We start from the raw sequence: 21,535 nt of genomic DNA on the forward strand, positions 1-21,535 counted from the left end.
CTTGGCGCTCAGCTGCGCATGCAGATTCTGGCGCTTGCGACGGCTCCAGTTGCGAATCCGCCATCCGCGATTGACAACCTTGTCGGGAGGGAAGAAGTCCAGGATTTTGTCGGCGCATTCAGACTGAGCGGGCGCTCCTCGATCGACGCGTTTCTGGCCAATCGTCCCGAGTTTGCTGAGGTTGGGAAGCTCGCGATCGCATATCTCATCATGCGTTCTGAACGGGCTGTGTGTGACTGGCTTGATGTGGCGACGCAGGACGATCTGTATGGCTACCTATTTGATCATCTCGCACCATCGAATCAGTCGTGGGACGAACTGGACTTCTCCTGGTTGTCTGTTGTGACGTTCAACTACGACCGCTCGCTCGAGCAGGCTCTGCTCACCAAGCTTATGGCCGCGTACGGACGTACTCGCTCTGATGCGCTAAAAAAGCTTGAGGCAATTCAAATCGTCCACGTGTATGGCAATGTTGGAGGAGCATCCGCTTGGCCAATGCCAGGCGAGCGTGGCTATGGAGGCAGCATCATTGCGGAACACGTCCAAGCCGCAGCGCGCAACCTTCGCGTTATTCCGGAGGTGCGCCACCATCAGTCGTCTCCCGAGTTCATGTTTGCTCGTTCGCTGCTGACGAATGCCACTCACATCGCTTTCCTTGGCTTCGCGTTTGACCCTCTGAACGTCGAGCGGCTCGGCGGAGTTGATACATGCCGCACTCGCATTGAGATACATGGCAAACCGGTGCTCCGAACCGTAGTAGCAACGACGTACCAAATGACAGCTACCGAGTCCCTGGTCGCGCGTCAAAACACTCGCGCAGACGCACCGCAGGACGTAAGAGGTGACATGGAGTATCGCGATATGCCCTGCGTAAAGATGTTGCGGGAGACAGGGTTCTTCCTTCGCTGAAAGGTACGGCTTGGAGCGGGCAGATCAGTCCTGTTGTGCGGATACGCCGAAGGAGAATCCGCACTACGTCCTGCCTTGGCCACCTTTGGACTGGCGCCCGAACTGGCTGCACGGACCGACGACTGCAGTTAAAAAAGGCGGGGCGACAAGTCGCCCCGCAAGGGAAGGATGGAGCTTCCCGATTCGAATCGGACCTGCATCAGAACGTTTCGATCGGCGTCACGAGCGGCCCGAGGTCGAAGTGAGAAGCGCAGCCGTACATCCGGTACGGCGAGCATCGCAGCTTCGAGATCGGGACGCGCAGTAGCCGAGCGAAGCGTTCTCAGAAGAAGCCGAGCGCCTTGGGGGAGTAGCTGACGAGCAGGTTCTTCGTCTGCTGGTAGTGGTCCAGCATCATCTTGTGCGTTTCGCGGCCAATGCCCGATTCTTTGTAGCCGCCGAAGGTCGCGTGCGCCGGATAGGCGTGGTAGCAGTTGGTCCACACCCGGCCGGCCTTGATGCCGCGGCCCATGCGGTAGGCGGTGTTGGCGTCACGCGTCCACACGCCTGCGCCGAGCCCGTAGACCGTGTCGTTGGCAATTGCGAGCGCCTCCGCCTCGTCCTTGAAGGTAGTCACGGCCACGACCGGGCCGAAGATCTCTTCCTGGAAGATGCGCATCTTGTTGTGACCGCGGAACATCGTCGGCTGGATGTAGTAGCCCTCTGCCAGCACGCCGCCAAGTTGTGCCCGTTCGCCACCGATCAGGCAGTTCGCGCCCTCCTGCTTGCCCAGCGCGAGGTAGCTCTGGATCTTGTCCATCTGCATCTGCGAGGCCTGTGCGCCCATCATCGTCGCGGCATCAAGCGGGTTGCCCTGCTTGATCGCGCGCACGCGGGCGAGTACGCGATCCATGAATTCGTCGTACATCGATTCGTGGATCAGCGCACGCGACGGGCAGGTGCAGACCTCGCCCTGGTTGAAGGCGAACAGCACGAGGCCCTCGATCGCCTTGTCGAGAAAGTCGTCGTCCTGCGCCGCTACGTCGGCGAAGAAGATGTTGGGCGACTTGCCGCCCAGCTCCAGCGTCGCGGGGATCAGGTTGCCGGCGGCCGCTTGCGCGATCACCTTGCCCGTTGCGGTGCTGCCGGTGAAAGCAATCTTCGCGATGCGCTTGCTGGTCGCGAGCGGCATCCCGGCTTCACGGCCGAAGCCGTTGACGATGTTGAGCACGCCGGGCGGCAGCAGGTCGGCGATCAGTTCGACCAGTACCAGGATGCTGATCGGCGTCGATTCGGCGGGCTTCAGTACCACGCAGTTGCCGGCCCCCAGCGCCGGCGCGATCTTCCACGCGGCCATCAGGATCGGGAAGTTCCACGGGATGATCTGGCCGACCACACCCAGCGGCTCGTGGAAGTGGTAGGCGATCGTGTTCTCGTCGATTTCGCTGATCGAGCCTTCCTGCGCGCGCAGCACGCCGGCGAAGTAGCGGAAGTGATCGACCGCGAGCGGGATGTCGGCGTTGAGCGTCTCGCGGATCGCCTTGCCGTTGTCCACCGTCTCGGCATAGGCGAGGCGCTCGAGGTTGGCCTCGATGCGCTCGGCGATCTTCAGCAGGATGTTCGAACGCTCGGCCGGCGAGGTGCGCCCCCACTTGTCGGCGGCGGCGTGTGCGGCGTCGAGCGCCAGTTCGATGTCCTCGGCGCCGGATCGTGCTGCCTGGCAGAAGGGCTTGCCGGTGATTGGCGTGATGTTATCGAAGTACTCGCCACGCACCGGGGGCACCCACTTGCCGCCGATGAAGTTGTCGTAACGCTGCTTGAACTGGACGGGCGCGCCAGCTTGGCCGGGCAGTGCGTAGGTCATGGTCTCCTCCTGTTGTAGGTGTGCGGGCGATTGCTTCGCCTCGTGGCGTACCTGTGCAGTGCCCGTGCCAAGCGTTTTGGCGGCGCAGCTCGATCAGCCGGAAACCCATGCCGGGCGGGCATTGCGCCCCGATTGGCCTTGAGTGCGCGTGGAGGGTTCTGCGTGCCGCGGTGTCCAGTAATGGAACACCGCGTGTTCAAAGACTGGACAGCGGCAGCGGTGCGAGCGACGTCCGTTCGCTTTCAGACAGCATGGAAGTCAGGGGAGCGCGGTGCCGGGTCGAACTATTAGCAGTGCTAATGATCTGTCTGCATATTTCAGATTGCTAATTCGATGCTGCTTTGGCCGCTATCCTGTTCTCCGCGGTCCTACAAAGGTGCCGCGAGTGCCCACGCAGTCGATACGTCCGCACACCGATCCGGTGCCGGTCAGCGTTGCCGCCTCTCCTTGCTGCCTCGCGCGGCGGCGGGCGTATCGACGGGCCTCGATAACAAGCAGAGCGATCAGGTGCAGCATGAACACCCACGTCATCTTTCAAGGTTTTCTCGTTACCGCCGGTCTGATCATGGCGATTGGCGCGCAGAACGCGCATGTGCTGAAGATGGGCCTCACGCGGCAGCATGTGCTGCCGACGATTCTCGTGTGCGCGCTGTCCGATGCCTTCCTGATCGGGCTCGGCGTGACCGGCATGGGCAAGGTGATCGAACACTTCCCGGTGGCGGTGGAAGTGGCGACCTGGGGTGGTGCTGCGTTCCTGATGTGGTACGGCCTGCGTTCCTTGCGCTCGGCCTTCAGTGCGCACGCACTGACGCCCGCTGACGCGCCGCCGATGCCGCTGAAGCAGGCAATCGTGCTGGTGCTCGGCTTTACCTACCTCAACCCGCACGCCTATCTCGACACGATCGTGCTGATCGGCTCGATCGGCGGGCGTGAGCATGGGCTGGACCGCGTCGGCTTCTGGCTCGGCTGCATCGCCGCGTCGGTCAGCTGGTTCATGCTGCTCGGCTACGGCGCGCGCTGGCTGGCACCGTTGTTCGCCAAGCCGGCTTCGTGGCGGGTGCTCGATGCCATGATCGGCGTCGGCATGGGGATCATTGCGATCTCGTTGCTGCGCTGACTTGCCGGGGCGCGACGGCACCCCGGCGTTGGCGTCGCATCAGGCCTGCGTCGAGAGCAGGCTGGCGACCCCGGCACTGTTCTGATCGGTGCCGAAGGTGCCGTAAGCGTGCGCCAGTTGCAGAATCTTCATCATCAACTGCGCCTCGCTGTTGGCCTGCGCGTTCGTATTGCTGGTGTCCGACGTCGTGCCGCTGTCGCTGGTCTGCGTCGATTTGTCGTAGGCCATCGCTTCCTTGAAGCTGACCTTGCCGTCACCGTCGCTGTCCGCATCGTCGAAGTTGTTGACGATTTTGTTCAGCAGGTCGGTGCGCTTGCTGTCCTTGCTACCGATTTCCTCGATCTGGCTGCTCAGCTGATCTTTCGTGAAACCGGTGTCGTCCTTCGGCGGCGGGGGCGGCATGCCACCGGCACCACCAGGCCCGCCTGGGCCGCCCATGCGCGAGCTCATCAACTGCTGGTCGAGCTGCGAAGCGAGGTTCTCGATCGCGCTTGAGAATTCGTCCTTCGTGACCTTGCCGTCGCTGTCGCTGTCGAACTGCTTGAAGACCTCGGCCGCGTCGATATTGCTGCTCTTGCCGCGCGCCTTGTCGACCATGCTGAAGGCGGTCGTGAGGTCGTCTTCCGAGATGTAGCCCTGCTGGCGTGTGTCGATCTTCGAAAACAGCGCACTGGCGAACTGGCTGGCGCCGGATGAAATGCCGCTGATGCTCATGGTGTGCTCCTCCGTGTGGGTTGCCGCGCCTGCGATGGGCGGCCGCTGCCGGGCGGGCAGTCATGGCCTGTACACGCCAGTTCCACACCAGAATGCAGTCATGGTTATTACCAGATGCGTACGCTCCGGTCGCAGTTCACGCCAGGGTTTTGCCGCTGGGTCTTGGGGAAACGAGCGAGGCCAGCGCACGCTGCAGCGGCAAGATCTGCCGCTGCGCCGGCAAGGAAGAGTGGCCCCCGGCAGCGAATGCCGCCGGCGGTGTGGATCAGCTAGTCGGCCGTGGTGCCGAACTCCACCGGGATCCGCACGTAGAAGAGCTTGATGCCTTCCTCGCGCAGGCGCGCCATCACGCGATCGGCATCCGCTGGCGAGACGGCCATCGAAACCTCCACCGGCTGGTCGGCGAGTTCGAAGAAGTGCGCGGCGTGGAGCCGCCCTGCGCGGCCAAAGCCTTCGGCCGCGTGCAGCACCGTAGCGCCCGTTACGCCGAGGCGGCGCGCTTCGTCGAGCAACCAGTCGGCGAGCGGGCGGCCGTGATGCTTGCGGTTCTGTTCGGTGTAGAAGTTCAGCAGCACGCCTTGCATGGTGGTCTCCTTACAAGCGTTTGAGCAGCCCGACGCTGGCCATGCCGGCGAGCGTCATCAACAGCGAACCGGCCACGTGAATCGACACCGCGCCGAGCGCCCAGGCGAGCCGCCCCTGCTGCAGCAGGGTGGTGACTTCGGCCGAAAAGGTGGAGAAAGTGGTCAAGCCACCAAGGAAGCCGGTGATCACGAACAGTCGCCATTCGGGGGCGAGCCCCGGCTGATCGGCGAAGAACACGATCGCCACGCCGATCAGATAACCGCCAATCAGATTTGCCGCCAGCGTGCCCGGCGGCACGGTGGGAAACAGTGCGTTGAGCGAGGTGCCAAGCAGCCAGCGCAACACCGCGCCGGCGGCGGCGCCAACGCTGATCGCAAGAATCGAATACAGCATGGAAGCTCCATCAGGTCAGGCCCTTAGCGCGCGGGCCCTGGGGCGATTGTACTGCCGAGGCGTGCTGATCAAGCTTGCCGGGCGGCGCCGCGCGCGGCATACTTCCGCCCCGGTCGGCAGATCACCGAGGCGTCGCCCCCGCAAGGGAAGCTAAACCTGCCACGTACCACACCCTGACGCGCGTCCTGTGCCGCGTCGGAACGGCGACCACCGACAACCCGAATCCGGGGCCGGCACGATGAAAGGATTGATCGTGTCCCGTACTACCCTGCCTTACTACGCCGACGACATCTCGGCACTCGCCCGTTCGCTTGCTCGCCAGCTTGCCGAGATCGACGGACCGCCCGGCCATCTGCAGTTGCTCAACGCACTGTCGCGCGCTACCGGCTATCGCAACTACCAGAGCTATCGCGCGGAACACCGCCACACGGTGCCGACAGCGCGGCCGCAACCGGAAGCACCGCCCCCGCCGAAGGACCAGACGGCGCTGCTGCGTTACTTTGATGCGAGCGGTCGCCTGCGGCGTTGGCCCACCAAGGCCGGCCACCGCTTGCCGTGCGTGCTCGGCGTGTGGGCGCAACTGCCTGCGCGCATTGCGATGAATGAGCGCGACGTGAACGGCTGGATCCAGGCTGCGCTGGGGTTCGAGGACTATGTGCTGATCCGGCGCGAGCTGGTCAATCATGGCCTGCTGGCCCGCACGCCGGATGGCCGCGTCTATCGCCGCGTCGAGCAACCGGTACCGGAAGCCCATGCGGCGCTGGTGTCGGATATCTGCCGCCGCGCGCGCCCGCTTGCTCAGGGCGTGTCGGTGTCCTGATCCGATAGCGCCTTGCGCGCTTCTGCGATGGCCTCGATCTGCATCAGCAGGTCGAGGCGGTCGTTCCGCGCCACATCGCGCCAGTCGCGGCCCTCCAGTGCTCCGACCAGCGCCCACAGCAGATTCAGGCTCGCCGGCTGGCCCGCCCGCCGCACATCGTCCCAAGCCCGCACGGCGCCGCGCGCCGTCAGATCCGCGATCGAGTGAATGCCCGCCGCAGCCAGCATCTCGCGTGAGCGCGGACCGAGGTTGCGCAAGGCATCAGGCGCGGCGTCGGGCAAAGTAGCGGGTGACATGGCCGCAGTTTAGGCGGCAAATTGCCTTGCTGCCCCGACCGCATTGATCACACGATGTAAGGTTTGCTGCCGGCCCCCGGTCTGCTCGGGCAGAACCTACTGGAAGCGCCATGCTGCTGATGCTTCGCCAACGCCATTTCGAACGTGTGGTCCGCGCCTATAGCGCGGATCTCTATCGCTTCGCCTTCTGGCTCTGCCGTGACCGCTTCGTTGCCGAGGAGTTGGTGCAGGAGACTTGCACCCGCGCGTGGAACGCATGGGAAAGCCTGCGCGACAAGGACAATCCGAAGCCCTGGCTGTTACAGATCCTGCGCAACGAACATGCACGACTCTACGAGCGCAAGCAGTTCGACTATGCCGATGAGGCGCCGGAAGATCTCGACCTGCCGGCCGAGCATTCGCCGATCGCGCTCTATGAGATGGAACAACTGATCGGCAGCCTGCCCTTGTCGCTGCGCGAACCCTTTCTGCTGCAGACGCTGGGCGGGTTTTCCTGTGCCGAGATCGCGCAGCAACTGGACACCACCGAAGGGGCCATCATGGTCAGGTTGACCCGCGCGCGTCAGGCGTTGCGCGGTTTGCTGGAGGGCACGCCGGCCGATCAGAAAAGAGGACACGCATGAACGCGCCCACTGAAATGAACTGCCTCGCGTACCGGCGCGCGAAACTCGCCGATCCGCAACGCATCTCCGCCGAAGCCCGCGCCCACGAGGCCGGCTGCGACGCTTGCCGCCTGTTTGCGCGCCGCATCGACGCACAGGAGGCGCGCATCGCCCGTGTGCTGGATGTGCCGGTGCCGGAAGGCCTCGACGAGCGTATCCTGCTCGCCGTCAGTGGCCGCCGCCAGATGCCCTGGCGTGCCTGGGCCGTGGCGGCGTCGGTGGTGCTGAGCATCGGGCTTGGTGTTTCGGTGTGGCAGGGGCACGGCCGTTACGACGCGCCGCGTTTTGCGATCGAGCATGTGATGCACGAGCCGGAATCCTTCACCACCGCGCGCTTGGCCGACCCCGATCAGTTCCGCGCAGTGCTCGCGCATTTCGGCGGTGAGCTGACGCACTCGCTCGGTCATGTGCGCTACATGAAGCTGTGCCCGGGGCCGGAAGGTACCGGCTGGCATGTGGTGCTGGATACCGACAAGGGCATGGTGTCGCTGTTCCTGATTCCGGGTGACAAGGTGCATGTGCCACAGACTGGCACGATGCAGGGCTACCGCGCGCTTGCCGAACCTGCCGGGCGCGGGCATATCGCGATCGTGGCCGAAAACGATGCGGCTGTTGCGGCGATGGCGGCTGCGGTGCGCGATAACGTGCGCTGGAAGATCTGAGGCGCCATGAAAAACGCCCGCGCGGCTTGGCCGGGCGGGCGTTCTGTAGCTCGGACAGGGCTTCAGGCGGACTTCATCGCTTCAGGCGGACTTCTTCGCTTCAGGCGGACTTCATCGCACGCGGCCAGCCGCGTTGGGTCCACTCGATGAAGTCGGCGGCAGGCAGCGGGCGTGCGAACAGAAAGCCCTGCATCGCCTTGCAGCCGCGCCGCGCCAATGCAGCGGCCTGCGCTTCGGTTTCAACGCCCTCGGCCACCACGGCGAGCCCCAGTTCCTGCGACATCGCCATCACCGCCGACGTGATCGCGGCATCCGAGCTGTCGCGATCCAGATCCTTGACGAAGGAGCGGTCGATCTTAAGTACATCGATCGGGAAGCGCTTGAGGTAGGCGAGCGACGAATAGCCGGTGCCGAAGTCGTCCACCATCAGCCGCACGCCCATGCGTTTGAGCTCGGCGAGGATCTCGTAGGTGAGTTCCACGTCGCGCATCAGCACGCTCTCGGTCATTTCCAGTTCGAGCCGGTTTGCCGGCAGGCCGGCAGCGGCCAGTGCGCTGCTGACGGCCGACAGCAGTCGCACATGGCGGAAGCTGATGCCCGACAGGTTCACCGCAACGGCATGCGGCGCCACGCCTTGCGCAACCCAGGCGGCCATCTGCTTGCAAGCGGCCTGCAGGCCCCATTCGCCGATCTCGACGATGAGCCCGGTTTCTTCCGCAAGCGGAATGAACTCGCCCGGCGCGAGCAGGCCGCGCTTCGGGTGGCGCCAGCGGATCAGAGCCTCGGCCGCGAGCACGGTGCCTTCCGGCCAGGAGATAACCGGCTGGAAGTGCAGTTCGAATTCGCCCTGTTCGAGCGCCTTGCGCATCTCGTTTTCGAGCGCCAGTCGCAATTCGGCGGCGACACGCAGATCCTGCGAGAAGGAACGCACCGCGTCGCGGTTCTCGCGCTTTGCGAGGCTCACCGCCATGTCTGCGCACTTGAGCAGCGCGTCGGCATCGTCGGCATGCTCGGGGAACACGGCGAGGCCGATGCTGGCGGTCAGCGCGACTTCGGTCGCCGAAAGCAGGATCGGCTTGCGCACTGCGTCGAGCAGGCGCGCGCTGATCGCTTCGGGCGATTCGCCGGCCGGGGCGCCGTCGACGAAGACGACAAACTGGTCGCCGCCGATGCGCGCCACCACGGCGGCGGTGGAGCGGGTGTCTTCGCGGCCGGGCAGGGCTGCGACGGCTTCGGACAGCCGCCGCGCGACGACCTGCAAAACCTGGTCGCCGACGCTCTGGCCAAGGCTTTCGTTGATGCGGCCGAATCGGTCGACATCCACCACCATCGCCGCCACCCAGTGGCGGGCACGCGTGGCGCGACGCAGCGTCTGCTTCAGCAGTTCGCGACAGTACTGGCGGTTGGGTAGCCCGGTGAGGCTGTCGTAGTAGGCGAGGTAGCGGATACGCTTCTCGGCCTCGACCTGTTCGGTGATGTCCTGCGTGGTGCCCTGCAGGCGGGTCACCGCGCCGTCCGATGCGGCGATCGGCTCGGCTTGTTCCAGCACCGTGCGCAGCGCGCCATCGTGCCGCACGATGCGGTATTCAATGCGGAAGGGTTGGCCGCGCTTGCCCTGCGAGTAGGCCTCGCGCACGATCGTGCGGTCCTGCGGATAGACGCGTTCAAGCACCGCATCCATCGCCGGCGGGAAGGCCACCGGGTCGTCGCCGAAGAGTGCGAAGAACTGCTCCGAGCGCCGCACATAGCCTTCGCGCAGATGCCACTCCCAGCTGCCCAGCCGTGCAATGCGCTGTGCATCCGCCAGGTTGGATTCGCTCTTGGCCAGTTCATCCATCGCGCGCGCCGAGCGCAGCACGTAGAGGATGCGGTGGCGCAGCAGCATCCAGTTGATCGGTTTTGAGATGAAGTCGGTCGCGCCGGCCTGGTAGGCCTGTTCGATCGCGCCGGAATCTTCCAGCCCGGTCATCACGATCACCGGCACGCGTTCGCCACCCGGCGTACGGCGCAGGCGACGCGCGGTCTCGAAGCCGTCGAGCCGCGGCATCATCAGGTCAAGCAGGATCAGTTCGGGCTGCAGCTCGGTAAAGCGTTCGAGTGCTTCAACGCCATCGCTGGCCTCAAAGGGCTCGAATCCGGCGTCCTTGAGCGCGGCCATCGCGATCGAGCGCGTGGTGAGGTCGTCATCGACGACCAGCACACGGGCGCTGGCTATGACCGGCGTCATCGCACACCTTGTGGGGCGCGAGAGCCCGCTTGGGCCGGTTGGTTTGTAATTGGCATCAGGAAGCGAATGGTGGAGCGGGTTCGGGCTGAACTTTACGCGTAGATCATGTGCTTTGCACTATAGCGATGCCGCTTGCGCGCGGATTGATCCTGAGTAAGCGCCGGCGAGGCGTTTGTCACATGCGCGGGCACAGGCCGGGGAGCCGTTACAATCACGGTTTCCGAATCCAGATTCCGCATCCGCCGTGAGCACGCCCAACGACAAGAACACCCCGGCCAATGCGCCGGCAGCGAACTTCCTGCGCAACATCATCGAGCGCGACCTCGAAGCGGGCACCTATGCCCATCGCAATTGGGCGGGCACGCCCGGTGATGCCGCGCATCACGGTGCCGGCCAGCCCGATCCGGCAAAGATCCGCACCCGCTTCCCGCCGGAGCCCAACGGCTACCTGCACATTGGCCATGCCAAGTCGATCTGCCTGAACTTCGGCCTGGCGCGTGATTTCGGCGGTGTCTGCCACATGCGCTTCGACGACACGAACCCGGAGAAGGAAGAGCAGGAGTACGTCGACTCGATCCTCGATGCGGTGAAGTGGCTTGGTTTCGGCTGGGAGCAGAACGGCACTAACCACCTGTTCTACGCCAGCAGCTACTTCGAGTTCATGTACCGCGCGGCGGAAGCACTGATCGAGCGCGGCCACGCCTACATTGACCAGCAGACGCCGGACGAGATGCGCGCCAACCGCGGCACGCTGACCGAGCCGGGCAAGAATTCGCCCTGGCGTGATCGCTCGGTCGAAGAGAACTTGCGCCTGTTCCGCGAGATGCGCGCGGGCAAGCACGCCGAAGGCAGCATGATCCTGCGCGCCAAGATCGACATGGCCTCGCCCAACATCAACCTGCGCGACCCGGCGATCTACCGCATCCGCTTTGCCGAGCACCACGCCACCGGCAATGCCTGGTGCATCTACCCGATGTACACCTTCGCGCACCCAATCGAGGACGCGCTCGAACGCATCACGCACTCGATCTGCACGCTGGAGTTCGAAGACCAGCGCCCGTTCTACGACTGGCTGCTCGAACATCTGCGCGACGCAGGCCTGCTGGCCGACCCGCTGCCGAAGCAATACGAATTCGCGCGGCTCAACCTCACCTACATCATCACCAGCAAGCGCAAGTTGAAGCAGCTGGTCGACGAGAAGATCGTCGATGGCTGGGACGACCCGCGCATGCCCACCATCGTCGGCCTGCGCCGCCGCGGCTACACGCCGCAGAGCCTGCAGATGCTCGCGGAGCGCACCGGTGCCAGCAAGCACAACACCTGGATCGACTATTCGGTGCTCGAAGGCTGCTTGCGTGAAGACTTGGAAGCCAAGGCGCCGCGCGCGATGGCCGCGATCGACCCGCTCAAGCTCAAGCTCACGAACTGGGACGAGGTAATTGGCGCCGGCAAGGTCGAACCCTGCTCGGCTCCGGCGCACCCGCACCACCCGGAATTCGGCGAACGCAAGTTCAACCTGACGCCCGAGCTGTGGATCGAGCGCGAGGACTTCGAAGAAGTGCCACCCAAGGGCTTCCGCCGCCTCTTCCCCGGCAACATGGCGCGCCTGAAGTACGGCTTCATCATCGAATGCACCGGCTGCGAGAAGGATGCCGAGGGTAATGTGACGACCGTGCTGGCCAAGCTGGTGCCGGACACCAAGAGCGGCACGCCGGGCGCGGACAGCATCAAGGTCAAGGGTGTCATTACCTGGGTCTCGGCCTCGGAAGGCGTGGCAACCGAAGTGCGCCTCTACGACCGCCTGTTCACCGAAGCCCAGCCGGACGCCGGCGGCCGCGATTTCCTCGAAGCGCTCAACCCGAACTCCAAGCGCGTGATCACCGCCTACCTGGAGCCGGGCCTCGCCGCCGCTCAGCCGGGCGACACCTTCCAGTTCGAACGCCACGGCTACTTTGTTGCCGACCGCAAGGATTCGGTGGCGGGCAAGCCGGTGTTCAACCTGGCGGTTGGGCTGAAGGACAGCTGGGGTAAGTGAGCCCCCGTTGTCTGGTGTGGAGCGGACAATGAGCAATTCGCTGATCGTCCGCCCGCTAAGTGATTCCGATGATCTCGTCGCCCTGACGCACGACGTCATCCGCGCTGGCTATGCCAGTCAGGCGGCGCGGGGGTTGCGTTACTGGGCGACACATCAATCGCCCGAAGACACCGCCGCGCGATTCGCTGCCGGACATGGCCTGGTGGCGGAAGCCAACGGCAGCATCGTTGGCACCATCACCACTCGGCCGCCGCAGCCTGCGTCCGACGTTGAGCGCTACCGCGATCCCAATGTCTGGACGCTGTGCCAATTCGCGGTGGCCCCCGCCTTCAAGGGGCAGGGTATCGGCCGCGCGCTGCACGCAGCGGCTTTGGCGTTGGCTGGCGAGCATGGCGCCGCCACGATGATGATCGACACCGCGGCGCCGTCGACCGACCTGTTCGATATGTATCGGCGCTGGGGTTACGTCGAGGTCGGCACGCACGACTGGCGGCCGAAGACGAACTATCTCAGTGTGTTGATGCGGCGGGATCTTCTCTAGCGCCGCGTGCGGACGGCGCCGAGCCGCTGGGTTGGGTGAGGCTCGAGGTTTTCATCGTTCGGCTTGCGATCAATGGTGTCGAGTTGCGAGGGCCTTCCCGATCAAGCCGGGTCCCGGCCCGGCGGCCGGGGTACTTTCTTTGTGCGAACAAAGAAAGTACCCAAAGAAAGTCGCCCCGCTTCAACGCCCCGCCTGCGGCGGGGTGCCCTGCGCTGCTCGCGTCGCCGGGGGCCTGCGGAACTCGCCCTCGCTGCGCTCGGAGCTCAAACAGTCCTCGGCCCCGCCGTGCTTCGCACGTCGGAACCCGGCAACGCTGCGCTGCTCGGCGTTTCAGAGGGGGAAAGAAAAGCGTCGACGATCAACCGCTGGCGCGTCCTCGTAGCCCGGATGCAGGCCGCAGGCCGGAATCCGGGGAGCGCGCATGAACGGTTTGAGGCGGCCCCGGATTCCGCTCCGCCCCATCCAGGCTACGAATGCGCAACGCACGGTGACACTGCGACGGTTTTGATCTTGGGTCCCGTCGAGAGCGCCGAGTGGCGCAGCGGGGTCGGGGGATCGGCGTGCGGCGCCGACGGCGAGGACTGTCTGAGCGGCGGGCGTAGCCCGACGCGAGTTCCGCAGCCGCCCGACTTCGCGAGCACGCGAGGGAAGTCAGGTGCCTAGCACCTGACCGCGAACGCCGGGTCGCCTTTTCTTGGTTACTTCTTTTGGCGAAGCAAAAGAAGTAACACGCCCGCCGGGTGCGGGAACCCGGCCGACGCACCGATCCAATGCCGCAAGCGTTCGATCAGCGCCAAACGCTCAGCCTGAGCAAAAATGAAACAAGCAATCTCCTGACCCTAACCAAATCCCCGCGCCGCCGGATGCGTTAAAGTGCTGCCCGGTCCGCAGCCGGGCCTGCCGTATCGCCAGCGGAAGCCGGCCTGGGCAGGTTCGAGCCGTCGGCGGTGCGCATGCGCGCCGGGCCGGTGGCGTCGGGTCGTGAAGCGCCGCTGCGGCCGTGCTTCGCGATGTGTTGAAACCTGGCTGCGCCAGCATAAGCAAGAACATCCCCTCTACCTTTCATGCGAGAACATCCATGACCAAACTTTTCATCGAAGACCTCGACCTCGCCGGCAAGCGCGCCCTGATCCGTGTGGACTTCAATGTGCCGATCAAGAACGGCGTGGTTGAGAGCGACAAGCGCATCCGCGCTGCGCTGCCGACGATCCGCTATGCGCTGGAAAAGGGCGCTTCGGTGGTGCTGATGTCGCACCTGGGCCGCCCGAACGGCGCCAAGGTCGCGAAGTACTCGATCGAGCCGGTGGCTGGCCGCCTGCAAGAGCTGCTGGGCAAGCCGGTGAAGTTCGTCAATGACTGCGTCGGCCCGGAAGTCGAAGCCGTTGTGAACGCGATGAAGCCGGGCGACGTGACCCTGGTCGAGAACGTTCGTTTCTACCTGGAAGAAGAAGGCAAGGCCAAGGATGCCGCTGGCAACAGCGTGAAGGCGACGCCGGAAGCCGTGGCTGCTTTCCGCGCCGCGCTGAGCCGCCTGGGCGATGTGTTCATCAACGACGCGTTCGGCACCGCGCACCGCGCGCATTCGTCGATGGTCGGCGTGAACCTGCCGCGCGCGTCGGGCTACCTGCTGAAGAAGGAACTGGATTTCCTCGGCGAGGCCGTCAACAAGCCGGTGCGCCCGCTGGTCGCGATCATTGGTGGCTCGAAGATCTCGGGCAAGATTGACGTGATCGAAGCGCTGCTGCCGAAGGTCGACAAGCTGCTGATCGGTGGCGGCATGGCCTTCACCTTCTTCAAGGCGCAAGGCCTGGAAGTGGGCAAGTCGCTGTGCGAGAACGACAAGGTTGAACTCGCGAAGGCGCTGATCGCGAAGGCCGGCGACAAGCTGGAGCTGCCGATCGACACGATGATCACCAAGAAACTGGACTTCGACGCCCGCACGCTGGATGGCCTGGTTGAAGTTGATTCGACCGCGATCCCGGCCGACCAGGAAGGCGTGGACATCGGCAGCAAGACCGCCGCGCGTTACGCCGAAATCATCCGTGGCGCGAAGACCGTGCTGTGGAACGGCCCGATGGGCGTGTTCGAAATCGACGCGTCGGCCAAGGGCACCTACGCCGTGGCGCACGCACTGGTTGAAGCCACCGCGGGCGGCGCGATCACCATCGTCGGCGGCGGCGACTCGGTTGCTGCAGTCGAGAAGGCCGGTCTGGAAGACAAGGTTTCGCACGTCTCCACCGGCGGCGGCGCATCGCTCGAATTCCTCGAAGGCAAGGCACTGCCGGGCGTGGATGCACTGAGCGACAAGTAATACCCGCACGCGCGACGACACAGCCCGGTGCTCGCAACCGGGGTCGCCGTTGCGTGAGTGGCCTGTTTTACCGACAGGGCGACGGCCGGCGTACCAACGCCGGCCGTTTCTATTGGTGCCAGGCCTTTGCCCGGAGGGGGAAAATGAATCGACTTGGCAGCCTTGACAGTGGTCAGCGTACCGTCAGCGCATTGCGCGACAATGCGGTTTCTGGCTGCATCCCCCGATCGAGAGTATCGCCATGACCAATCATTTGCTGGCCGACGATTCGGCTGATCATTTCTCGCCCCTGGCGCAGGGCTACGTATTGTTCCGGCCGCGCTATCCGCGGTCGCTCTACGACTACCTGTTGGCCTGGGTGCCGCACCACAAGCTGGCGTGGGACGTCGGGTGTGGCAGCGGGCAGGCGACGCTGGATCTGGCGGAGCGCTTCGACCATGTGGTCGGCACCGACATCAGCGAGGCGCAGATCGCCGCCGCGCCGAGCCATCCGCGCGTTGAATGGCGCGTTGCGCCCGCCGAGGCGAGTGGCCTCGCCGACGCCAGCGTCGACCTGATTACCTGTGCGCAGTCGCTGCACTGGTTCCCGCTTGATGCGTTCTACGCCGAAGCCAATCGCGTGCTTGTGCCGGGCGGCATGATTGCGGCCTGGACCTACGGCACGGTGGAAGTCGACCACGAAGCGATCGACGCGCTGGTGCAGGCGTTCCGCACCGAAACCTTGGGTGCCCTTTGGAACCCCGAGCGCGAGCACGTGGATACGCGCTACGCGCGACTCGCCTTTCCATTCGAAGAAATCCAGACCCCGCCCTACACCTTGTCGGTGCAGTGGACGCTGGCGCAACTTCTGGGCTATCTGCGCAGCTGGTCGGCCTGCGGGCGCTATGTGGCGATGTACGGTAGCGACCCGACCGAGGCGCTGACGCAGAAGCTGCTGGCCGTCTGGGGCCATCCGCAGGACACCGTGTCGATCAGCTGGCCGCTGACGCTGCGTATCGGGCGCAAGGCCTGATTTCGGACAGCGGCAGCATTGCTGTCGCTGCGCTCGCGCTGGGCGCGGGTTGAGAGGGAAGGGCGCCGGCCATCTAGGGAGATGGCCGTTTCGGCGGCGGTCGGCGGCAAGTGGCCCGCGCAACTCCGGTCAGCAGCCGTTCTCCTTCAGGGCGCGGGCATTCTGTTCAATGTTCGCCGCACGCTTGGCACGTTCGTCCCCATTCCGCAGGGCGTTGCCGCTGGGTGAATTCTCAAGCCGTGTCTGTTCGGCGCGCAGCATCTCGCAGGTGCGCGCGCGTTCGCGTGCGATGGCTTCATCGTCCGGCTTGGTTTTGCGGGTGGTGCTGGTGTGCTCTTCCGGCACTTCGGGCGCGGTAATGCCCTCCGGTTTGCGGATTGGCACCTTCTGCGCCTCGGCGGCGGGGGGCGGCTGGTCGCTGTAGTGCACCTTGCCGTTAGCGTCGGTCCATTTGTACACGCCGGCCTCGGCCGAGGCGGCAACGCAGAGCAGCAGTGCTTGGATGATCCGGCGCATGGTGACTTTCCACAGAAGGGAAAGTCACCATGTTAGTCCGCTCGCGGGCGCGGCGGTAGCAGGCCGGCCATGCGTGCCGGCCCGGCGCTTACCAGACGCGGCAGCGCTTTTCCTTCACCATCGCCTGGCCGGGCTTGCAGGCGAAGGCCTGCTGGAACTCAGGCAGATTCACGGCGACGCCGTTGATGCGGTACTTGCCCGGCGAGTGCGGGTCGGTCATCGCGTGGATGCGCTGCTCCTCCGGCCGCACTTCGCCGCAGGTCCACTGCGCAAAGCCAACGAAGAAGCGCTGTTCCGGCGTGAGGCCGTCGCGTGCTTCCAGCGTCTTGTTCGCGGTTTCGGCTTTCCAGGCAGACCACGCGAGGATCATGCCACCCAGATCGGCAATGTCCTCGCCCAGCGTGAGGCGGCTGTTGATCTTGATGTCGTCGATCACGACGTACTTGCCGTATTGGTCGACCACGCACTGCGCACGGCTTTCGAAGGCCTTGGCATCGCGCTTGGTCCACCAGTCGCGCAGGCGGCCCTGGGCGTCGAACTTGCGGCCCTCGTCGTCGAAGGCGTGGATCAGCTCATGCCCGATCGTGCCGCCGGTGTTGCCATAGTTGGGTGCGTCATCAAGCTTCGGGTCGAACAGCGGCGGCTGCAGCACGCCTGCCGGGAAGTTGATGTCGTTCATCTGCGGGTTGTAGTACGCGTTCACGGTGGAAGGCGTCATGTCCCATTCGCCGCGGTCGAGCGGCTTGCCGATCTTGGCGAGCTGGCGCTGGGCCTCGAAACGGCTGCCGCGCACGACGTTGCCGGCATGGTCTTCCCGCGCGACGACGAAGGCGTCGTAATCGCGCCAGCGTTCCGGGTAGCCGATCTTGTTGACGATGCCGCGCAGCTTTTCCTGCGCGCGTGCCTTGGTCTCCGGGCTCATCCAGTCGAGCCCCTCGATGTCCTTGGCCATCGCTTCTTCGATCTGCTGCGTCATGCGCAGCGTTTGGGCTTTCAGCTCGGCGCTGAAGGCGCGGCTGACGAATTCCTGTCCGAGTGCTTCGCCGAGTTGCTGGTCAGCCAGCGCAACGCAGCGCTTCCAGCGCGGCTGTTGTTGCGGCGTACCGCGCAAGGTCTTGCCGAAGAACGCGAAGTTCTCGTCGACGAAGGGCTTGGAAAGGTGTGGTGCGTATGCGTGCGCGGTGTGCCAGCGCAGGTAGGTCTTCAGCGTGCCGACCGATTCGCGCGCAAGCAGGGCATCGAGGCGGGCATAGAACTTCGGCTCGGTGACGTTGAACTGATTCAGATCGGCATGCTGCAGGCCGGCGAGGTAGACCGACCAGTCGAAGTGGGGCGTCATCGCCTTGAGGCGGCGAGCGTCCATCTTGTTGAACTGTTTGTGCGGATCACGAAGGTCGACGCGCGACATCGAGGCGCGCGCGAGTTCGGTTTCCACCCGCATCACGGTCGCTGCGTTGCGCGCCGCCGTAGTCGAGTCGTCGCCGAGCAGGGCGAACATGCGCGTGATGTGTTCGACATACTGTTTGCGCAGCGTGCGGTTGCGTGCGTCGTTCTTGAGGTAGTTGTCGCGATCGGGCAGGCCCAGTCCGCCTGCCACCGCGAAGGCGATGACCTGCGTGGCGTCCGCATAGTCCTGTGCAGCGCCAAAACCGAACAGCGGGCTGCTGCCGGGCAGCTCCTGATGCAACTCGGCGAGCAGTGCCGGCAGCTCGCGGGTGCTCTGCAGTGCCGCGATGCGTGAGAGTGTCGGAGCCATCGGCGTCATGCCAGCCGCTTCGACGTGCGCCTCGTCCATACAGGCGGCGAAGTAGTTGCCCAGCTTCTGCTGCAGCGGGGTGTTGCCGTTCTTAGCTTCGGCGAGGCGTTGCAGGATGCCCCACTGGAAGCGCTGGCCGTCCGCCGCCATCTTGCTGTAGACGCTCCAGCGTGCCTGGTCGTCCGGCATCGGGTTGTTCTTGATCCAGTTGCCGCACGCGTACTGGTAGAAGTCTTCGCACGGGTTGGCGGTGCGGTCCATCGCCGTGACGTCGAGGCTGGGCGTGTAGGGCAGGGCGTCGAGCGGGGTTTCCGGGTCAGCGGCGAAGGCGGCGCCGATGGCGGCGACGAGCGCCAGCAACGAAACCGCGGTGCGTGCGGTGAGAGTGGGCATCAAGGGGCTCCGAATGACGAAGCGCCGCGTGCGGGTGCCGGAGGAGGCCGGCACTTGGCGGCGCAGCAAACGCTACGGATTATTCCCGATGCCGGGTGCGCTCATGTTTCACCGTGCGACCGCTTGATACAAACGATCGCCGCGGGGGTGCGCTAGAGCTTCAACTCGCTGGTGTCGCGCGGCGGCAGCTTGGCGAGCAGGCGGGCCAGCGCGGCGTCGGCCTCGCTGGCCATCTTGGTCGGCGGAATGCGCGCAATCTGCGCAAAGCTGCGCCCTTCTGCCAACCACAGCTCGACGATCTTCCAGCCGACGTAATAGGCCTCGCGTTCAAGGCCTGTGTTGCCGTGTCCTTGCGTAAGGCGGCCAACGGTATCGGCATCCTCGCGCGCCAACTGCGGGCGGATCGATTCATAGATCGAACGTTGCATGCCCTCGGCGTCGCGGAACCAGCCGGGAATGAACTCTACGTAGCGCTCGACCCGGGCACCGGGTACGACCGCGCGCGATACATGCATCGCGAGCCCTTCGGAGATTGCGATCGCCGCGACCGATTGCGCGCCGTCGCCATCCAGCGCACCAAGAGCAATGTGCACCGCATGCGTCAGTTCATGTGCGGCGGTAATCGCGCGGTGCTCCGGCGCATCCTCAAGCGGAATCGCGACGCGTACCTCACCACGGTTACCCAGGGTAAATGCATTGCCTTCAAGGAAGCCGACATAGGCAGTGATGCGCAGATGCAAGGGCTGGTCGAGCTTGAGCAAATCCGCAATCGAACGGACTTGCCGCTCTGGCGAAGGGCGCATGCCAGCGTAGCCCGCAACGATGCGGTCCATCACCGCAGGGTAGCGAGGCCATGCGTCCGCCAACATTGCCTGCGCTACCGCTTCGCCTGCTTGCCCAGGCGGCACCGCGCCAAACCCGTAATGGGTGCGCCAAAGCTTCCACCGCTGCGCCTCGGTCACGCCAGGCTTGTTGGCAGCGTTGTAGAAATCGATGAAGCGCTCCGACAGGTCATTCACCTGAACTTGTACCTGCTCCGTGCGGGCAGGCTGCGCCTTGTGCGGCTTCTTTGTGCCTGCAAGGGCGCCGTTCGACCAGAGCAGGCCGGAGGCGCAGAGCAACACGGCGATGAGTGGAATAGACTTCGACACGCGGGGTTTCCTTTGGATCAAGCGCGAATCCTGCCCCGAATCGAGCCGAAATGTCTTCTCAGGATGTAAGCGGCGGGTTGTGCGTGCGCCGCATGGGCGCCCAATGCGACGGGCTGTTTGCGTCAGTCCAGTGCTGGATCGTCGCGCGGCACAAGCTTTAGATAGCTGCGCAGATCCTGATCGGCGAGCGGCTTCACCATCACCCGCACGTTGTTAAGCCTTCCGCCAATTTCAACCCCTTCGCGCATGCGTACCTGAGTGAATCCCTGGCGAGCCCAGAAGCGCTCCGCACGCTGATTCCCCGCCACCACGCCGAGGCGAAACCACTGCGCGCCATTCGATCGCGCCCAAGCCTCGATTCCGCGAAAGATGGAGGCCGCAAGCCCCGAGCCATGGTGCTCGGTTGCAACGACGAACAGCCCGATATGCCACACCCTACGCGCTAGCAAATCGGACACCAGGCTGGCAAAGGCCACCAGCTCGCCACTTGCCGGATCGCGATAACCGATCAACCACTTCTTCGTGTACGACCAACCAGCGGGTAACTCCCCGTGAATCTCGTCGTACGCCTCCTGTGCCCCAGCCGGCGCACCCTGCACTGCAAGGAAGTAGGCGGGGTTCGCCTCAAAGAACACCTGCAATTCGCCCTCGTGGGCGGCGGTAAGCTCGAATGGCGTGGGGTCCGTTTTTGAAAGAAGAAGATCTGGAGCGCAAATCAATTGCTGATCGGCCGAGAACGTTGGACGTAACGGGCGCCGGAGCGCAGCGGAGGGAACCAAACTGCGCCGCATTTTGGCGTCCCGTTGACGGACGGGTTAGGCTCAGTGTGCACTAGCGATTTCGATGCTATGAAGAATTGCCGGCAAGTCGGACATGTGACGAAACTGTACGGCGTTCCTTGCTGTGTCGAGGCCAGGGGCGTAGTGCAACCTGTGCATTCCTGCAGCCTTCGCCGCTTCAAGCCCCGTCGGGCTGTCTTCGACAACCACGCAACTTGATGGCGCAAAACCCATCGCCGCCGCAGCGTGCAAGAACAACCCTGGATCGGGTTTCCAAGAGCCTACCGTGTAAGAGCTAAAGCACCGACCACAAAAGAACTGCGCCAACCCCGTAACTGTAAGCGCGTGCTCAATCTTCTCGGGCGGCCCTGAAGATGCTATGCAGTAAGGATACTCGATGGTTTGCAGCATTTCGGGTACGCCTTCGACCGGCGTCAGGTGCGACGCGAAGAGTTCAGCAACTCGGCGTCGGTAGGTTATTTCAAAACCGTCAGGGAGCGAATACGAGAGTTTGTGTTCGATCTCGAGAAGTATCTCGGAGAGCTTCTTCCCTCGGAATTGATCGACGAGCTCTTCAGTTGTTTCGCATAGCGACGGCAGTAAATCCAGAAAAGCCTGGTTGCAGAGCAGCTCACTATCAACAAGGGTTCCGTCGAGATCGAAAATGACCAGAAGCTGAGACATAAGCCTAACGAATGAAAGGGCATTCCCCATCCCGCGGTGCCGTGTGAGCGGCGTCGCGTTTTGAGTGCCACGATGGGATTGCACAACTCATCGTCATCTCGATGGAGGGGAAGCCCATGAAAATTGTGG

At 64.3% G+C, this 21,535-nt stretch carries 20 protein-coding genes; 9 read left to right on the plus strand and 11 right to left on the minus strand.

Annotation, left to right across the window (positions count from 1 at the left end):
* Window positions 1-18 precede the first annotated feature (18 nt).
* Window positions 19-909 carry a hypothetical protein gene (locus tag HH302_RS18320; RefSeq protein WP_172203715.1) on the plus strand — a complete coding sequence of 297 codons (891 nt, stop codon included), beginning with the start codon at window positions 19-21 and terminating at the stop codon, window positions 907-909.
* Between the two features lie 322 nt (window positions 910-1,231).
* Here HH302_RS18320 and adh read toward each other — a convergent pair whose 3' ends face one another.
* A complete protein-coding gene (gene adh, locus HH302_RS18325) occupies window positions 1,232-2,752 on the minus strand; it encodes an aldehyde dehydrogenase (protein ID WP_172203718.1) in 1,521 nt (506 codons plus the stop codon).
* 514 nt (window positions 2,753-3,266) lie between these two features.
* On the opposite strand from adh, the gene HH302_RS18330 reads away from it, so the two are divergent.
* Window positions 3,267-3,869 (plus strand): LysE/ArgO family amino acid transporter, encoded by a 603-nt coding sequence (locus tag HH302_RS18330; protein WP_172203720.1) that lies wholly within the window; start codon window positions 3,267-3,269, stop codon window positions 3,867-3,869.
* Between the two features lie 39 nt (window positions 3,870-3,908).
* On the opposite strand, the gene HH302_RS18335 is transcribed toward HH302_RS18330, so the two are convergent.
* The 3 genes from HH302_RS18335 to crcB all read right to left on the minus strand — a co-directional run bounded on the left by HH302_RS18335 (window position 3,909) and on the right by crcB (window position 5,561).
* Entirely contained in the window at window positions 3,909-4,583 is a 675-nt protein-coding gene (locus tag HH302_RS18335; protein WP_172203722.1) for an EF-hand domain-containing protein, read from the minus strand.
* A gap of 269 nt (window positions 4,584-4,852) precedes the next feature.
* On the minus strand, window positions 4,853-5,167 hold the full coding sequence (locus tag HH302_RS18340) for a DUF190 domain-containing protein (protein ID WP_172203724.1): 315 nt from the start codon (window positions 5,165-5,167) through the stop codon (window positions 4,853-4,855).
* Between the two features lie 10 nt (window positions 5,168-5,177).
* On the minus strand, window positions 5,178-5,561 hold the full coding sequence (gene crcB, locus HH302_RS18345; protein WP_172203726.1) for a fluoride efflux transporter CrcB: 384 nt from the start codon (window positions 5,559-5,561) through the stop codon (window positions 5,178-5,180).
* 253 nt (window positions 5,562-5,814) lie between these two features.
* On the opposite strand from crcB, the gene HH302_RS18350 reads away from it, so the two are divergent.
* Window positions 5,815-6,381 carry a DUF2087 domain-containing protein gene (locus HH302_RS18350; RefSeq protein WP_172203728.1) on the plus strand — a complete coding sequence of 189 codons (567 nt, stop codon included), beginning with the start codon at window positions 5,815-5,817 and terminating at the stop codon, window positions 6,379-6,381.
* On the opposite strand, the gene HH302_RS18355 is transcribed toward HH302_RS18350, so the two are convergent.
* Window positions 6,360-6,677: a TfoX/Sxy family protein gene (locus HH302_RS18355; RefSeq protein WP_172203730.1), complete on the minus strand. Its 318-nt coding sequence runs from the start codon at window positions 6,675-6,677 to the stop codon at window positions 6,360-6,362. The genes HH302_RS18350 and HH302_RS18355 overlap by 22 nt on opposite strands.
* A 110-nt stretch (window positions 6,678-6,787) precedes the next feature.
* Between HH302_RS18355 and HH302_RS18360 the strand changes: the two genes are divergently transcribed.
* On the plus strand, window positions 6,788-7,300 hold the full coding sequence (locus HH302_RS18360; RefSeq protein WP_172203732.1) for a sigma-70 family RNA polymerase sigma factor: 513 nt from the start codon (window positions 6,788-6,790) through the stop codon (window positions 7,298-7,300).
* Window positions 7,297-8,001 carry a DUF3379 family protein gene (locus HH302_RS18365; RefSeq protein WP_172203734.1) on the plus strand — a complete coding sequence of 235 codons (705 nt, stop codon included), beginning with the start codon at window positions 7,297-7,299 and terminating at the stop codon, window positions 7,999-8,001. The genes HH302_RS18360 and HH302_RS18365 overlap by 4 nt, the downstream gene beginning before the upstream one ends.
* A 100-nt stretch (window positions 8,002-8,101) precedes the next feature.
* Here the strand turns inward: HH302_RS18365 and HH302_RS18370 are convergent, their stop codons facing one another.
* Window positions 8,102-10,228 carry a bifunctional diguanylate cyclase/phosphodiesterase gene (locus HH302_RS18370; protein ID WP_172203736.1) on the minus strand — a complete coding sequence of 709 codons (2,127 nt, stop codon included), beginning with the start codon at window positions 10,226-10,228 and terminating at the stop codon, window positions 8,102-8,104.
* A gap of 244 nt (window positions 10,229-10,472) precedes the next feature.
* Between HH302_RS18370 and HH302_RS18375 the strand changes: the two genes are divergently transcribed.
* The 4 genes from HH302_RS18375 to HH302_RS18390 all read left to right on the plus strand — a co-directional run bounded on the left by HH302_RS18375 (window position 10,473) and on the right by HH302_RS18390 (window position 16,127).
* A complete protein-coding gene (locus HH302_RS18375; RefSeq protein WP_172203738.1) occupies window positions 10,473-12,263 on the plus strand; it encodes a glutamine--tRNA ligase/YqeY domain fusion protein in 1,791 nt (596 codons plus the stop codon).
* A gap of 28 nt (window positions 12,264-12,291) precedes the next feature.
* Window positions 12,292-12,804 carry a GNAT family N-acetyltransferase gene (locus tag HH302_RS18380; RefSeq protein WP_172203740.1) on the plus strand — a complete coding sequence of 171 codons (513 nt, stop codon included), beginning with the start codon at window positions 12,292-12,294 and terminating at the stop codon, window positions 12,802-12,804.
* Window positions 12,805-13,882: 1,078 nt separating this feature from the next.
* Window positions 13,883-15,115, plus strand: coding sequence for a phosphoglycerate kinase (gene pgk, locus HH302_RS18385; protein WP_172203742.1), 1,233 nt, complete (start codon window positions 13,883-13,885; stop codon window positions 15,113-15,115).
* 241 nt (window positions 15,116-15,356) lie between these two features.
* A complete protein-coding gene (locus HH302_RS18390) occupies window positions 15,357-16,127 on the plus strand; it encodes a class I SAM-dependent methyltransferase (RefSeq protein ID WP_172203744.1) in 771 nt (256 codons plus the stop codon).
* A 129-nt stretch (window positions 16,128-16,256) separates the two neighbouring features.
* Here the strand turns inward: HH302_RS18390 and HH302_RS18395 are convergent, their stop codons facing one another.
* The 5 genes from HH302_RS18395 to HH302_RS18415 all read right to left on the minus strand — a co-directional run bounded on the left by HH302_RS18395 (window position 16,257) and on the right by HH302_RS18415 (window position 21,406).
* Window positions 16,257-16,643, minus strand: coding sequence for a DUF4124 domain-containing protein (locus HH302_RS18395; protein WP_172203746.1), 387 nt, complete (start codon window positions 16,641-16,643; stop codon window positions 16,257-16,259).
* An 88-nt stretch (window positions 16,644-16,731) separates the two neighbouring features.
* On the minus strand, window positions 16,732-18,792 hold the full coding sequence (locus tag HH302_RS18400) for a M13 family metallopeptidase (protein ID WP_172203748.1): 2,061 nt from the start codon (window positions 18,790-18,792) through the stop codon (window positions 16,732-16,734).
* 152 nt (window positions 18,793-18,944) lie between these two features.
* Window positions 18,945-19,943: a DUF2268 domain-containing putative Zn-dependent protease gene (locus HH302_RS18405; RefSeq protein WP_172203750.1), complete on the minus strand. Its 999-nt coding sequence runs from the start codon at window positions 19,941-19,943 to the stop codon at window positions 18,945-18,947.
* A 122-nt stretch (window positions 19,944-20,065) separates the two neighbouring features.
* Window positions 20,066-20,734, minus strand: a complete 669-nt coding sequence (locus HH302_RS18410; protein ID WP_172203752.1) for an N-acetyltransferase — start codon at window positions 20,732-20,734, stop codon at window positions 20,066-20,068.
* 30 nt (window positions 20,735-20,764) lie between these two features.
* Window positions 20,765-21,406 carry an HAD family hydrolase gene (locus HH302_RS18415; RefSeq protein ID WP_172203754.1) on the minus strand — a complete coding sequence of 214 codons (642 nt, stop codon included), beginning with the start codon at window positions 21,404-21,406 and terminating at the stop codon, window positions 20,765-20,767.
* Window positions 21,407-21,535 lie beyond the last annotated feature (129 nt).

Origin of the sequence: Niveibacterium sp. COAC-50 (genome assembly GCF_013184235.1) — a bacterium.
GTDB classification, from domain to species: Bacteria; Pseudomonadota; Gammaproteobacteria; order Burkholderiales; family Rhodocyclaceae; genus Niveibacterium; species Niveibacterium microcysteis.